The sequence below is a fragment of the Xylanibacter ruminicola genome, assembly GCF_900107775.1.
In the GTDB taxonomy this organism is placed as follows: Bacteria; Bacteroidota; Bacteroidia; order Bacteroidales; family Bacteroidaceae; genus Prevotella; species Prevotella ruminicola_C.
This window is the reverse complement of record NZ_FNRF01000006.1, coordinates 88342-102269: the sequence shown is the minus strand read 5'-3', so window position 1 is coordinate 102269 and position 13928 is coordinate 88342. Positions and strand designations below refer to the sequence as shown.

The following is a 13928-nucleotide window of genomic DNA, read 5'->3' as shown; positions in this document are numbered from 1 at the left end:
TGTCGAAAAAATGATTATTGAATAGATTATGGAAGTTATAAAAACATCAATCGACGGCTTGTTCATTATTGAACCCCGCATTTTCGAAGATAGCCGTGGCTATTTCTTCGAATCCTTCTCTCAAAGAGAGTTCGAAGAAAAAATCGGCCCCATCAATTTCGTTCAGGACAATGAGTCTAAGTCAAGCTATGGTGTAATGAGAGGACTACATTTCCAGCGCCCTCCCTTTACTCAGAGCAAATTGGTGCGCTGTGTCAAAGGTGCAGTTTTGGATGTCGCAGTCGATATTCGCAAGGGCTCACCAACCTATGGTCAGCACGTCGCTGTAGAACTTACCGAGGATAATCACCGTCAGTTTTTTATTCCTAAGGGCTTTGCCCATGGTTTTGCTGTACTGAGTGAAACTGCTGTTTTTCAGTATAAATGTGATGAGTTCTATCATCCCGAAGCCGATGGTGGCATCAGCATTCTCGATGAATCACTGAATATTGATTGGCGTATCCCAACCGATAAAGCCATTCTCTCTGATAAAGATACAAAACATCCATTATTGAAGGACTTTGATAGCCCTTTCTTATTGTAATTCAAGGGTATTATGTTTAATTTAGATAAATTCATTGCTGATAGCGTGACTTTTCGTCCTGTCAGTATGTTTGTGCCTGATATTGAGGCAAACAAGGAAAAACTGACGAATGAAATTAAGGGTAAAAAAGTTTGTGTAATAGGTGGAGCCGGAAGTATCGGTTCTAGTTTCATAAAGGCTGTTTTGCGTTTTGAACCCAAAAGCGTAGTTGTTGTCGATCTTAACGAAAATGGACTTGCAGAACTTGTTCGTGATGTAAGAAGTACCGAAGACCTTTATGTTCCCGATGAGTTCCGTTGTTATACACTCAATTTTGCAGATCCTATTTTTGAGCGTATTTTTAGAGAAGAGCATGGCTTTGATATTGTAGCTAATTTTTCTGCTCATAAGCACGTACGTTCTGAGAAAGACCGTTATTCTGTACAGGCTCTTATTGAGAATAATGATATAAAAGCCAAGAAGTTGATGGACTTACTGACAGTTTATCCGCCAAAGCATTTCTTCTGCGTTAGTACGGATAAAGCGGCCAATCCTGTAAATATCATGGGTGCCAGCAAGCGTATTATGGAAGATCTTGTGATGGCATATAATAAGAATTTCAAGGTTACTACAGCTCGTTTTGCAAATGTAGCATTCAGTAATGGTTCACTTCCCGATGGTTGGATTCATCGCCTTCAGAAGAAACAGCCGCTTGCTGCTCCTTCTGATGTAAAACGATATTTCGTATCTCCCGAGGAGTCTGGTCAGATTTGTATGTTGGCTTGTATTTTAGGTAAGCCAGGTGAAGTATTCTTCCCCAAACTTGGCGAGGACCAGATGCTAACTTTTAGTTCTATCTGTGATGACTTCGTAAAAGCTGAAGGCTTTTCAAAAAAAGAATGTGGTTCGGATGCTGAGGCTAAGCATTATGCTTCAGAGATGGATTATGATTCAGATATTTATCCCGTTGTATATTTCGGAAGCGATACTACAGGTGAGAAGGCATATGAGGAATTCTATGTGCCTGGTGAGAAGATCGATATGCAGCGATTTCTGTCTTTGGGTGTAGTGGAACAGACCACACGTCATAATATGGACGAAGTAAACGAATTCTTCAGCAATCTGGAATCTCTGTTCCAGAAAGAAGATTTTACAAAAGCTCAGGTAGTTGAGGCTATTAAAACGTTTATACCTAACTTTGAGCACGAAGAAAAGGGTAAAAACTTAGATCAAAAGATGTAGAGCGGCGAGAGCAATACCAAGCTAGCTTGAGTATTGCCGAGTCGCGAATACATCTCGATAAAATCAAGATGTAATTATGGCTGATTTTTCAAAAACAATTGAATTTATAAAGTCGGTATACGGCAATCAGGAGTTTACTCCTCTGGCAGTACCTGTTTTTGCAGGAAACGAAAAAAAATATCTTAACGAGTGTATTGATACTACATTTGTATCATCTGTAGGTAAGTTCGTTGATCGTTTCGAAGAAGAGATAGCAAAATATACTGGTTCTAAGAAGGCTGTTGTCTGCGTAAGTGGAACTAATGCACTCCACATGAGTTTGATGCTTGTTGGTGTTGAGCGCGATGACGAAGTGCTTACTCAGGCACTAACATTCATAGCAACATGTAATGCATTGAGCTATATTGGTGCACATCCTGTGTTTATTGATGTCGACCGCTCTACAATGGGGCTTTCTCCTGATGCCATGAAGGAATGGCTTGTTAAGAACGCAGAAATCCGTAATGGCGAGTGCTTCAATAAGAATACCGGTCGCAGAGTAAAGGCATGTGTTCCAATGCACACCTTTGGTCACCCAGTTCGCATTGAGGAGATTGCTGATCTTTGTGCAGAATATCATATTGAGCTCGTTGAGGATGCTGCCGAAAGTATTGGTTCTAAATATAAAGGTCAGCATACAGGTACATTTGGAAAGGTTGGAGCCATTAGTTTCAATGGAAATAAGACTATTACTACTGGTGGAGGCGGAATGATGCTTTTCCAGGATGAGGAATTAGGCAAATATGCTAAGCATATTACAACCCAGGCCAAAATTCCACATCGTTGGGAATTCCGTCATGACCATATTGGTTACAACTATCGTATGCCAAACATCAATGCAGCTTTAGGTTGCGCACAGTTGGAGAATCTTGATAAGTATATTGTCAGCAAGCGTAAGGTTGCTGCAGAATATGAAGAGTATTTCAAGAATGTACCCGATATTGAGTTCTTTGTCGATTCACCTGATACTTACTCCAATTATTGGCTTAATGCTGTAATATTAAGGGATAAAGAAGCACAGCTCGAATTCCTAGAGCAGACAAACGATAATGGTGTTATGACACGTCCTATATGGGAACTCATGAATCGTCTGCCAATGTTCGAGAAATGTGAGAATGATGGTTTGAAGAACACCATTTGGTTTGCTGATAGAGTGGTGAATATCCCCAGTTCTGTACGTCCTTCTGATTTGCCCAAAGAATAATGAAAAAGCCTTTAATTCTTGTTGGTGGTGGCGGACATTGTAAGTCCGTACTGGAAGCAGCTGAGAGTGCTGGCTACAGCATTCTTGGTGTACTGGATATGCCTGAGGAGGTAGGGAAGGAGATTCTTTCTACCAAGGTCATTGGTACTGATGATGACATTCCTGCTTACGTTGATAAAGCAGAGTTCGTCATTACGGTTGGCTTCATCAAGAATCCGGCTATCCGCATTAGGCTCTACAACAAGATTAAAGAAGCTGGTGGCAAACTAGCTACAGTAGTTGCTTCTACAGCATACGTATCAAAATATGCTGAATTAGGAGAGGGAACAGTTGTCCTCCATCAGGCTTTTGTTAATGCAGGAGCCAAGGTTGGCAATAATGTTATATTGAATACGTTCTCCAATATCGAACATGATGCAGTAATAGGCAATCAGTGTCATATATCTACTGGAACCATGGTAAATGGTGATTGCAAGGTTGGTGACAATTGCTTTATTGGCAGCCAGTCTGTTCTTGCTAATGGTATTTCCGTTGGTGATGACATAGTTGTTGGCGCAGGTTCTTTAGTCAGGAAGTCTATTAAAGAAAAGGGAATCTATTCTGGTAATCCTGCTATCTTAAAGATAAAGGCTAAGGTTTCGTAATTGTCAATTTTCAATTCTCAACTTTCAATTAACATGAAACATGTTACAGTCATAGCAGAGGCTGGTGTGAACCATAACGGTTCCATAGAACTGGCGAAACAACTGGTCGACAAAGCCGTTGAGGCTGGTGTGGACTATATCAAGTTCCAGACCTTCAAGGCCTCTAAACTTGTCACTAAGGCTGCTAAGCAGGCAGAATACCAGCAGAAGAACATTGGCAAGGAAGGTGATAGCCAGTATCAGATGCTAAAGAAACTGGAGTTGTCATCTGAAGACCATGAGGTGTTGATTGCTTACTGCAAAGAGAAAGGCATTAAGTTCTTCTCAACAGCTTTCGACTTTGATAGCATCGAATACTTGCACTCGTTGAATCTTGGTTTGTGGAAGATTCCTTCTGGCGAAGTAACAAACTATCCTTTTCTGAAACGAGTAGCATCCTTTAATGAGAAAACCATTCTCAGTACAGGTATGTGTGATATGGTAGATGTTCGTGCTGCTGTTGAAGCGCTTTATAGAAATGGTTTATCAAAGGAGAATTTGATATTATTGCATTGTAATACAGAATACCCAACTCCTTTTGAAGATGTAAATCTCAAGGCAATGGATGCGCTCCGCAATGAGTTTGGTGTTGAGGTTGGTTATAGTGATCATACCAAGGGGATTGAAGTTCCCATTGCCGCAGTAGCACTTGGTGCAATGGTGATAGAGAAACACTTTACTCTTGACCGAAATATGGAAGGTCCCGATCACAAGGCCAGTCTTGAACCAGACGAGTTAAAGGCAATGGTAAGTGCCATCCGTCATATTGAAAAAGCTGTAGGCGGTGATGGAACAAAGCATGTTAGTGAAAGTGAACGCAAGAACATTGCCATTGCCCGCAAGAGTATTGTAGCAGCCCGAGATATTAAGAAAGGCGAAATTCTTTCGGAAGATAATCTTACTGTTAAACGTCCTGGAACAGGTATTACTCCTATGCGTTGGGAGGAGGTTGTTGGAACCAAGGCCGTCCGTGATTTCAACGAAGAAGAGTTGATAGAGTTATGAGAAAGATTTGTGTAGTTACTGGTAGTCGTGCAGAATATGGAATCCTTAGAGGCTTGATGAAAGCCATTAAGGATGATCCTGAATTGACATTACAGGTCATTGCAACCAATCAGCATCTGTCAAAACTCCAAGGTGAGACCTATAAGGAGATTGAGCGTGACGGCTTCACTATTGACTACAAAGTATATATGGCAGATGATGAGGCTCCGGATAATGCTAACACCACGGCCAAAGCTATTAGTAGGGGAGTAAGCGGATTTGCAGATGCCTTTGATGCTTTGCAGCCAGACTTACTGTTGATACTTGGTGACCGCTATGAAATGTTGGCTGTCGCTTCTACAGCATTGATCTATAAGATACCCATTGCTCACTTACATGGTGGCGAGATTACAGAGGGTGCATTTGATGATGCCATCCGTCATGCTATCACCAAGATGAGCCACTTGCATTTCACTTCCACAGAGGCTTACCGCAAGAGAGTGATTCAGTTGGGAGAACAGCCAGAAAGAGTATTCAATGTAGGTGCCCTTGGTGTGGAGAATGTTATGAAAAACGACTTCATGAGTAAGGAGGAGATAGAGCAGAGTTTGAACTTCCATCTGACAGAAAAGTGCTTCCTTTGCACATACCATCCTGTTACTCTCTCAAATATGTCATCTGAAACACAGGTATTAAACCTGCTTGAAGCTATGGATGATTACAAGGATTATCATATCATCTTCACCTATTCTAACTCAGACACCAATTCGCAGATTATTATCAAACGTATTCAGGAATATGTGGATAAGAACGAGGGTAGATGTATGTTTATCCCATCGTTGGGGCAAAGACGCTATTTCTCAGCTTTGAAGTATATGACGGCTGTGATTGGTAATTCTTCTAGTGGTATTATTGAGGTACCCAGTTTTGGAATATCCACATTGGATATTGGTGACCGTCAGAAAGGACGTATTGCTGCTGATAGTGTGGTACACTGCGGATATTCCATCGATGAAATTAAGGAGGGACTTAAAAAGGTTGTTGATTGTGAATCAAAGCAGCCAGAGAATCCATACTATAAGGAAGGTACTTGTGATGCCATTTTGAATGTCATCAAGACCTATCCTCTGGATAATATAATTCAGAAACATTTCTACGATTTATGAAGATAATAGTCATTGGACTTGGCTCAATGGGCAAACGCAGAATTCGTCTGCTTAGTGAGCATAGAGATATAGAACTCTTTGGCATTGACAGTCAGGAGAGCCGTTGTAATGAGGTAAAGGAGAAGTTTGGCCTAAAATGCTATGCCAGCATAGCTGAGGTGGTAGAAGCTGAGCATCCCGATGCGGCTGTTATCAGTACCTCTCCACTTTCTCATGCTGCAATCATAAAAGAATGCTTGACCCATAATCTCCACGTCTTTACCGAGATTAATCTGGTGGCCGACGGTTATGCTGAGAATATGGCGTTAGCAAAGGAAAAGAGAAAAGTATTATTCCTTTCATCTACTTTCCTGTATCGTAAGGAGACGCAAACCATCATAGAGAAAGCCAACAAGGCTACCTGTCCTCTCAACTATATCTATCATATTGGACAGTATCTGCCTGATTGGCATCCATGGGAGAGTTATAACAGCTACTTTATTGGTAATCCACGAACCAATGGCTGTCGTGAGATTATGGCTATCGACCTGCCCTGGATTGTTACAGCGTTTGGCCCCATCAAGAATGTAAGTGCAGTAAAGAGCAAGAACACAGAGTTGAATATCAGCTATAACGATAACTACCTTATTACCATTGAACATGAGAATTGCAACAAAGGTGTGTTGGCTGTTGATGTTGTTACCCGCAAATCCATCCGACATATTGATGTGTATGGCGAGGCATTCCAGATGTCATGGAATGGTACAGCAGACTCTTTACAGGAATATAACCTCGAAACCAAGGAAATGCGGACTATTCATTTTGATGATGCTTCAGAGCATGTAGATGGATATGCTGCTTTTATCACAGAGAATCCTTATCGCGAGGAGCTGAATGCATTTCTGGCTCAGATTGCAGCTACAACTGCTGTGCCTGCATGGACATTTGAGAAGGACTTTGAACTGCTTAAGATAATCGATCAGATCGAGGCGTAATGAATAATTATAAGATAGCTTTCGTTGGTTTAGGTTCTATTGCCACCCGTCACCTTAAGAATGTGCATGCTTACCTGGCATCACAGGGTGATAGTTGTACAGTGGACTTATACCGGAGCTCTCTGGGCCGACCTCTTGCAGATGAGTTACAGCCATTGGTAAGTAACACTTATCTGTTTGCTGATGAGATTCCTGCAGACCGCCAGTATGATGTGGTGTTTGTTACTAATCCTACTTCGATGCACTATGAAACGGTTGAACGATTCTCCGGTCATACCAAGTCTTTCTTCATAGAGAAACCGGTGTTTTATAGCACTGAAGTTGATGAGAAGATATTTGACACCATCAAGGGTATTCCTTCATACGTAGCATGTCCGTTGCATTACAATGCCGTTCTGCAATATGTGAAGCAGCATGTAAACCCAGACGATGTCATTTGCGCAAGGGCTATGTCCTCCAGCTACCTTCCTGACTGGCGACCAGGGCAAGACTATCGCAAAACCTATAGCGCACATAAAGATTTGGGTGGTGGTGTCAGCATTGATCTCATTCACGAATGGGATTATCTTACTTGGCTCTTTGGTATGCCTACAGAGTGCAAGCAGCTGATTAAAAAAGTTTCCAATCTGGAGATTGATAGTGATGACCTCGCTATCTATATTGGTAAGAACGAGAAGACCAGCTTTGAACTTCATTTGGATTACTTTGGCCGTCAGACTCAACGAACTCTTGATCTCTTTACCGCTGATGATACTATCCATTGTGATTTGATTGCTGGTATTGTCAGCTACCTAAAGAAAGGCGAAACTATTAAGTTAAATAGCGAGCGCAATGCCTTTCAGATGGCAGAGATAGTGCATTTCTTTGAGATAATAAACAATAAAACTATAAACGACAGCACTCCGGAACATGCATACCAGGTGCTGAAAATAGCAAAAGGAGAATTCTGAGATGAACATTCTGTTTACATTATGTGGCCGAGCTGGTTCCAAGGGCGTTAAGGGCAAGAATGCCCGTGATTTCCTTGATGTGCCACTGGTTTGGTATTCAATGGCAAACATTTTCCTGTATATGGAAAAGTATGCAGGCAATGATGATATTAAGATTGTGTTGAATACAGATAGTGAACCGCTGATGAATTTGGTTAGCCGTGTGAAGGAAGTACCTGTTACTATCATTCACCGAGAGGAAAGTCTGGCTGGTGACAAAGTTCCCAAGGTTGCTGTTATCTTGGATAACTTAAACAAGGCTGAAGAATCGTTTGCTCAGAAGTTTGATATGGTAGTTGATTTAGATATAACATCACCGTTGCGTACCGTTCAAGATGTTAAGAATGCTATTGATCGCAAGAAACAGCGTAATGATGTGGATGTGGTTTATAGCGTTGCACCATCACGCCGTAACCCATATTTCAATATGGTAAAAGAGGAGAACGGCTTCTTCTGTAAAGCCATCCCTTCAAACTTCACAACCCGACAGGAGGCACCTGTTTTCTATGATATGAATGCTTCTATTTATGCTTATTCACCCGATGCCTTGCGTAATAAGGAACATTCCACATTCTTTAATTCTGGATGTGATGCTGTTGTAATGGCTGATACAGGAATCCTTGACATTGACTCAGAGGAAGATTATGAGTTGATGCAGGTGATAGCCAAATATCTGTTCGAGAATAATGAAGCATTTAAAGAATCGTTCATTAAAGCAAATAGTTGGAAATAATGAATAAACCATTCGTATATATATGCCTTTCTATAGATACTGAAGGGCCGCTTTATGAGGATATAGTTGCAACTTTCCAACGTCTGGAAAGTATTCTGGAAGTTAAAATTCCACTGAAGCCATCCAAAGCAAATCTTGAAAAACTTCGTGCAGGAGAAGTTGATTTCCTCACCCCTGAACAAGTTGAAAAGGTAAGAATCATTACAGACCCACATCTGTTACAATATAAGAGCACTTGGTCTGAGATCGATGACATGCTTTATCGCATTATGTCAAAGGAATACCGTGCCAAGTATGTTGGTCGTAACGGAGAAGGTGGTCTCGTTTTTAACTGGCATGTGATGGATCATGTGGGATATGACACTAACCCAAGACATCGTGATATTGGTTATTTAAATGTTTTTGACCATTACCAGCGTATCATGGATGAAACGGATTCAACGGATATTGATGACATCCAATGGCATGTTCATGCTATGCATTTCAAGAAGCAGGCAAATCTGACAGCGTATTGTTATGAAAATTGTTATGACTTGATTCATCAGATGCTATGTCGTCGAATTATTGACCGAAATTTCTTTCCGTTGGTAAACAGACCAGGATTCCATACAGAACGACCTGATATTAACTGGTTCCTTGAGCAGTGGATGCCATTCGATGTTGCTAACCAGTCTGTTGATAATGACGACTATACAGGCAATGGCGTTGCCGGTGATTGGCGTGGTGCTCCAAAGGATTGGACTATCTACCATCCTGATATATATGATTGGCGAAAAGAGGGGCAGTGCAACCGCTATATTGCAAGAGTGTTGAACCTTAAAACGCGTTTCCGTAATATCACAGAATTTGAGATTGAGAAAGCTTTCAAGAAGGCTGTAGCTGATAATGCTCCCGTTTACATGGGTGTTGATACTCACGACTGGCGTGAAATATCAATAGAATTAGAGGAATTCTGGGAGAAATTCGTGAAGGTGGCAGCAAAATACCCAGAGATTGATTATGGTTTTTCTAAAACGACAGATGCTTTCAAAGATGTCTTGAATCTGAAAACTGACAATCCTATAAAATTAGATACAAAAATTGAAGGCAATCTTCTTACCATAGATGTGGTATCCGGCGAGCCTTTTGGATCACAGCCTTATTTGGCAATAAAACTGAAGTCGGGCCAATATATGCATGACAATCTTGACTTTGGTGAGTTCAGGAAACGTTATTATTACACCTTCAATGACAGTTGTACGATGGATCTCAAAGAAGTTGATACCATCAGTTTAGCCTGCAATGATAAGTATGGCAATCAAGATATAGTTAGAATCAAGTTATAATCCTATGGTTGAAAAAAAATACATAATTCCCCAAAACCAGACACTATTGGCGGCATTGAAACAGATTAATGCACTCTGGACTGGGCCGCTGGTGCTTTTCGTTGTGGATGATGAGGGGAGGATGGTTGGAACTCTTACAGATGGAGATGCCAGACGTGCGCTAACATCTGGTGCCAGTGTTCAAGATAAGATAGGTGTTATAATGAACACAAATTTCAAATTCATCCGAGAAGGAGAAGGAGAAATCGTTTCAGAATTGCGCAAGCAGCGAGAAATGAAAATGAAGTTGGTTCCTATCCTCAAAAAGGATAATTCAATTTCTGAAATTATCAATTTGGAGGATTATATTACCAAGCTGCCAATCGATGCCGTGATGATGGCTGGAGGAAAGGGTGAACGTCTTCGTCCATTGACAGAGAAGACCCCTAAACCTCTACTACCAGTTGGTGATAAAGCTATTATTGATCATAATATTGACCGTTTGATATCATACGGGGTGCAACACATTTCCGTGACGGTTAATTATCTGAGAGAGCAGGTAGAAGAGCACTTTGCGGAACCTCACAATGGCGTGCAGATTCAAACTGTCCGTGAGCCAAGATTTCTTGGGACAATCGGTAGTATCAAGTTTGTCCCAAAGTTCTATAATGACACTGTACTTCTGATGAACAGTGACATCTTTACGAATATCGATTATGAGGATTTCTTCCTTCATTTCCAGCAGCATGATGCAGAGATGTCTGTAGCTGCTATTCCCTACAATGTTAGTATCCCTTATGGTATTCTCGATCTGGAAGGAAGAAATATCCAAGGGCTTGTTGAAAAGCCAAAATATACATATTATGCAAATGCTGGCATTTATTTGATAAAGCGAAGAGCTTTGAATCAAATCCCCAATGATGTATTTTTTAATGCAACAGATTTAGTTGAGAAGCTGATATCTGATGGGAAGAACGTGATCCGCTATCCTTTAAATGGTACGTGGATAGATATTGGTAATCCTCAGGAGTACCAGAATGCCATCGAATTAGCAAAACATTTGAGATAGACATGAAAAAAAATCTCCAAAGTTCTAATCCTTTTGGTTTATGGACTCCATCTGTATTCGCAGTGTCTTCTCCATTGCAGGTTTTATGTGCAGCGGCGGTCATCCGGCAATTGGAGATAAAAGACTATAAAATTGTGGTTTGTTATCAGAAAGGTGATCCAAGGAATGAACAATTATGGTCTATATTGGATCATTTTGAGATGTACAATAGGACCTTAATGCAACTAAATCGAACCAATGTGTTTTTTTACAAGTTCCGCTCTAAATTTCATCATAAGAATAAATATAAACGTCTTTTTATAGGTGATTTCCGAGGCTATTATGATTTTATCTTAGGGAGTAGTTTTGTTTCCGATAGTGCGGATATTGTGTACTTGGATGACGGAAATGTTACTTTGTCATTATTTAACAATGTTTTTACGGAGCCAATGCCTCAAGTATGGAAAACCTTTTTGGCTAATGTTGCAAGCAGGCGCAATTTTGGATTAAATAAAAATTTCTTATCACTATATGGGGATGTACATAACCCAAAGTATAATATACTCCCCCTTCATCTTGAATACGTTACATGTAATAACGAAAAAAGTGATGTACAGTTGAGTGGCGTGTATATTGTTGGAACTAATATAGATCGTTATTGCGATCCATTGGGAATTTTAAAAGAGACGTTTGTTAAAAAGTTGGGTGAACTGATGTCATGTTTGAGAAAAGAATATAGAAATGAAACGATAACTTATATTCCCCACGGATGTGATAGAAGCGAATATGCAAGAATACTCTGCCAAAGATTTGGATGTGAATTCCGAAGACCGGAAATGATGGTTGAGATGGAGCTATTGGGCAATAAATGCCAACCATTGGCTATATATGGCTTTACTTCATCAGCATTATTCAATTTAAAGAAGATGTTCCCTCAAACGCGAGTCGTAAATATCCTTTATCATTCAGAAGATAATAAATTCTTTGAAGAATATCGTATGATATCAAATTATTATTCCCTGAATGGCATAGAAATGGTAGAACAAGAACTGTAGTTTTTTTAAGATATGCTTAAAGAATTATTTAAGGGAAGTGCAATATATGGTGTTGCTCCATTTGTTCCTAAGATCCTGACAGTCCTTTTGTTGCCGATTCTGACTCTGTATCTTACAAGTACCGATTACGGCATTATTGGAACTATAACTTCTGTTGTTTTTGCTGTTCAAGCTCTTCAAGATTTAGGATTAAGATCACTATTGCCGAATTATTTCTATAAATGTCAATCTCAATATAAGCTCATGTGGCGAGAGGTTTATGGTTTCTTGTCGATTTGGATGATCTTCTTTGCGATAGTTCAGGCAGTATTGCTCTATTTTTTCATTCCTAAAGAAGCTGAAGATAATAGATGGCTGATTATTATACTAGGTAATTTCTCAAGTGTTTTTTTTGGACCGACTGCCACCATAGGTCAGCTGTATTATCAGTTGAACCTGAAGCCTACACCTGTTGCTTGGCGAATTGTTATGTCTGGTGTTATCACTATCATAGTGAATTTTGTGTGTGTGGTTGTGTTTAGGTGGGGCTACATGGGAGCTTATGTCGGTGGTTTTGCTGGAACTTTTTTAACAAACTTGACATACTGGCCAGCTGTAAACAGGCACTTAGGTTTGTCGCCAATTTACAATTTCAAGTGGCGTACGATTATTCGATTACTGAAAGTAAGTATCCCAACAATACCTCATTATTATTCTGCTTATCTGATGAATTCATCGAATGTGCTGGCCATGAATTATCATCATAAGCCACAAACCGAAATTGGGCATCTAACAATGTCTCAAAGCATCTTTAGTATGTTTGATACAGTAATGGGGGCTATAAGTCAGGTCTGGTCTCCCATGTCCTATCAATTTATTCATGATAAGAATACGTCAGAGATGAAGCGTATCTTGTATGTTTATATCATGATGGCTTACACTTTGACATTTTTGTATTCACTATGGTCTCGTGAGATTTATGATATATTAATAAGTAATGACGAAATAGCTGCTACATATAAGTATTCCATCATTTTGGTGATGGCTCTGAATTATAGGCCTTTGTATGTCTATTGTATTGACTATTTCTTTTATCATGAGCATACGGTTCAGATGTTGGGAATCACATTCATGGCAGGCATTATCAGTTTTGTGTTTTATTTCACAATGATTCCATATATGGGAATATATGCAGCATTGATAGGATTCTATTTGGGATGCTTATATATGGGATACTGCGGCTATTTCTATCCCTTTTATCATCGGATGTCTATTTATGATGTTAAGTGGTATCTGTTCCTGTTGTTACAATTGTTGATGACAGTTTTAGCTTTTTATTTGGTAGATTATTCAATTATCTTCAAAATATTGATTTCTACAGTATTTTTATCTGTTATAGGATATCTGTTTTTATCAAGGGTTAAAAGTTATGCTATTAAAATTTATTAGGAAACTTTATTGCATATATCAGGAAATGCGAATGGACTTTTTTCGCAGGAAATGCACTAAACGAGCTAAAAACTCTATGGGGTCTTTTGGCGTAGGTCTTCGCGTTAATTTCCCTTCCATATTTACCAAGAATGTTACTGTAGGTGACTATTGCAATTTTAATGGTATGGAAATCGGAGGGAGAGGAAAAGTTTCATTTGGTAATTATTTCCATTCTGGATCTGGGTGTCAGATTATAACAGAAAACCACAATTATGAGGGATCAATGATTCCATACGATGACACTTTTGTAGTAAAGAATGTGACAATAGGAGATTGTGTGTGGTTTGGTGATAAAGTGCTTGTGGTTGGCAATGTAAATATCGGTGAGGGCGCCATTATTGCAGCAGGTTCTGTTGTATGTAAAGATGTTCCCCCATTGGCTATAGTTGGTGGAAATCCGGCTACCATCATTAAATACCGTGACAAGGATCATTATTATCGATTAAAGTTAGAGGGTCGTTTCAATTAGTATATC

Annotated in this window: 14 protein-coding genes; all 14 read left to right on the top strand. The window is 39.8% G+C overall.

The window, feature by feature from the left end; genetic code table 11:
* Positions 1–28 precede the first annotated feature (28 nt).
* The 14 genes from rfbC to BLU97_RS16300 all read left to right on the top strand — a co-directional run bounded on the left by rfbC (position 29) and on the right by BLU97_RS16300 (position 13922).
* Complete coding sequence (gene rfbC, locus BLU97_RS14255; protein ID WP_074762150.1) at positions 29–583, top strand: dTDP-4-dehydrorhamnose 3,5-epimerase; 555 nt, start codon at positions 29–31, stop codon at positions 581–583.
* A 12-nt stretch (positions 584–595) separates the two neighbouring features.
* Complete coding sequence (locus BLU97_RS14250; protein WP_074762149.1) at positions 596–1804, top strand: UDP-N-acetylglucosamine 4,6-dehydratase; 1209 nt, start codon at positions 596–598, stop codon at positions 1802–1804.
* A 76-nt stretch (positions 1805–1880) separates the two neighbouring features.
* Positions 1881–3047 (top strand): LegC family aminotransferase, encoded by a 1167-nt coding sequence (locus BLU97_RS14245; RefSeq protein ID WP_074762148.1) that lies wholly within the window; start codon positions 1881–1883, stop codon positions 3045–3047.
* Positions 3047–3691: an acetyltransferase gene (locus BLU97_RS14240; RefSeq protein ID WP_074762147.1), complete on the top strand. Its 645-nt coding sequence runs from the start codon at positions 3047–3049 to the stop codon at positions 3689–3691. The genes BLU97_RS14245 and BLU97_RS14240 overlap by 1 nt, the downstream gene beginning before the upstream one ends.
* A gap of 33 nt (positions 3692–3724) precedes the next feature.
* On the top strand, positions 3725–4735 hold the full coding sequence (gene neuB, locus BLU97_RS14235) for an N-acetylneuraminate synthase (RefSeq protein ID WP_074762146.1): 1011 nt from the start codon (positions 3725–3727) through the stop codon (positions 4733–4735).
* On the top strand, positions 4732–5880 hold the full coding sequence (gene neuC, locus BLU97_RS14230) for a UDP-N-acetylglucosamine 2-epimerase (protein WP_074762145.1): 1149 nt from the start codon (positions 4732–4734) through the stop codon (positions 5878–5880). Before neuB ends, neuC begins: the two co-directional genes overlap by 4 nt.
* Positions 5877–6854, top strand: a complete 978-nt coding sequence (locus tag BLU97_RS14225) for a Gfo/Idh/MocA family protein (RefSeq protein WP_074762144.1) — start codon at positions 5877–5879, stop codon at positions 6852–6854. The genes neuC and BLU97_RS14225 overlap by 4 nt, the downstream gene beginning before the upstream one ends.
* On the top strand, positions 6854–7804 hold the full coding sequence (locus BLU97_RS14220) for a Gfo/Idh/MocA family oxidoreductase (protein WP_074762143.1): 951 nt from the start codon (positions 6854–6856) through the stop codon (positions 7802–7804). The genes BLU97_RS14225 and BLU97_RS14220 overlap by 1 nt, the downstream gene beginning before the upstream one ends.
* A 1-nt stretch (position 7805) precedes the next feature.
* A complete protein-coding gene (locus BLU97_RS14215) occupies positions 7806–8576 on the top strand; it encodes a cytidylyltransferase domain-containing protein (RefSeq protein WP_074762142.1) in 771 nt (256 codons plus the stop codon).
* Positions 8576–9901, top strand: coding sequence for a hypothetical protein (locus BLU97_RS14210; RefSeq protein ID WP_074762141.1), 1326 nt, complete (start codon positions 8576–8578; stop codon positions 9899–9901). Before BLU97_RS14215 ends, BLU97_RS14210 begins: the two co-directional genes overlap by 1 nt.
* Before the next feature lie 4 nt (positions 9902–9905).
* Complete coding sequence (locus BLU97_RS14205) at positions 9906–10949, top strand: nucleotidyltransferase family protein (protein WP_074762140.1); 1044 nt, start codon at positions 9906–9908, stop codon at positions 10947–10949.
* Positions 10950–10951: 2 nt separating this feature from the next.
* Positions 10952–11983 (top strand): hypothetical protein, encoded by a 1032-nt coding sequence (locus tag BLU97_RS14200; RefSeq protein WP_074762139.1) that lies wholly within the window; start codon positions 10952–10954, stop codon positions 11981–11983.
* Between the two features lie 12 nt (positions 11984–11995).
* Entirely contained in the window at positions 11996–13411 is a 1416-nt protein-coding gene (locus tag BLU97_RS14195; RefSeq protein WP_074762138.1) for a lipopolysaccharide biosynthesis protein, read from the top strand.
* 166 nt (positions 13412–13577) lie between these two features.
* Positions 13578–13922: an acyltransferase gene (locus BLU97_RS16300; protein WP_254771738.1), complete on the top strand. Its 345-nt coding sequence runs from the start codon at positions 13578–13580 to the stop codon at positions 13920–13922.
* Positions 13923–13928 lie beyond the last annotated feature (6 nt).

What these genes read in the sequence shown, in the direction of transcription:
- neuB (WP_074762146.1), top strand. Translation starts at nt 3,725, where the DNA reads ATGAAACATGTTACAGTCATAGCAGAGGCTGGTGTGAACCATAACGGT.
- BLU97_RS14215 (WP_074762142.1), top strand. Translation starts at nt 7,806, where the DNA reads ATGAACATTCTGTTTACATTATGTGGCCGAGCTGGTTCCAAGGGCGTT.
- BLU97_RS14220 (WP_074762143.1), top strand. Translation starts at nt 6,854, where the DNA reads ATGAATAATTATAAGATAGCTTTCGTTGGTTTAGGTTCTATTGCCACC.
- BLU97_RS16300 (WP_254771738.1), top strand. Translation starts at nt 13,578, where the DNA reads ATGGAAATCGGAGGGAGAGGAAAAGTTTCATTTGGTAATTATTTCCAT.
- BLU97_RS14205 (WP_074762140.1), top strand. Translation starts at nt 9,906, where the DNA reads ATGGTTGAAAAAAAATACATAATTCCCCAAAACCAGACACTATTGGCG.
- rfbC (WP_074762150.1), top strand. Translation starts at nt 29, where the DNA reads ATGGAAGTTATAAAAACATCAATCGACGGCTTGTTCATTATTGAACCC.
- BLU97_RS14200 (WP_074762139.1), top strand. Translation starts at nt 10,952, where the DNA reads ATGAAAAAAAATCTCCAAAGTTCTAATCCTTTTGGTTTATGGACTCCA.
- BLU97_RS14210 (WP_074762141.1), top strand. Translation starts at nt 8,576, where the DNA reads ATGAATAAACCATTCGTATATATATGCCTTTCTATAGATACTGAAGGG.
- BLU97_RS14195 (WP_074762138.1), top strand. Translation starts at nt 11,996, where the DNA reads ATGCTTAAAGAATTATTTAAGGGAAGTGCAATATATGGTGTTGCTCCA.
- BLU97_RS14225 (WP_074762144.1), top strand. Translation starts at nt 5,877, where the DNA reads ATGAAGATAATAGTCATTGGACTTGGCTCAATGGGCAAACGCAGAATT.
- BLU97_RS14250 (WP_074762149.1), top strand. Translation starts at nt 596, where the DNA reads ATGTTTAATTTAGATAAATTCATTGCTGATAGCGTGACTTTTCGTCCT.
- neuC (WP_074762145.1), top strand. Translation starts at nt 4,732, where the DNA reads ATGAGAAAGATTTGTGTAGTTACTGGTAGTCGTGCAGAATATGGAATC.
- BLU97_RS14240 (WP_074762147.1), top strand. Translation starts at nt 3,047, where the DNA reads ATGAAAAAGCCTTTAATTCTTGTTGGTGGTGGCGGACATTGTAAGTCC.
- BLU97_RS14245 (WP_074762148.1), top strand. Translation starts at nt 1,881, where the DNA reads ATGGCTGATTTTTCAAAAACAATTGAATTTATAAAGTCGGTATACGGC.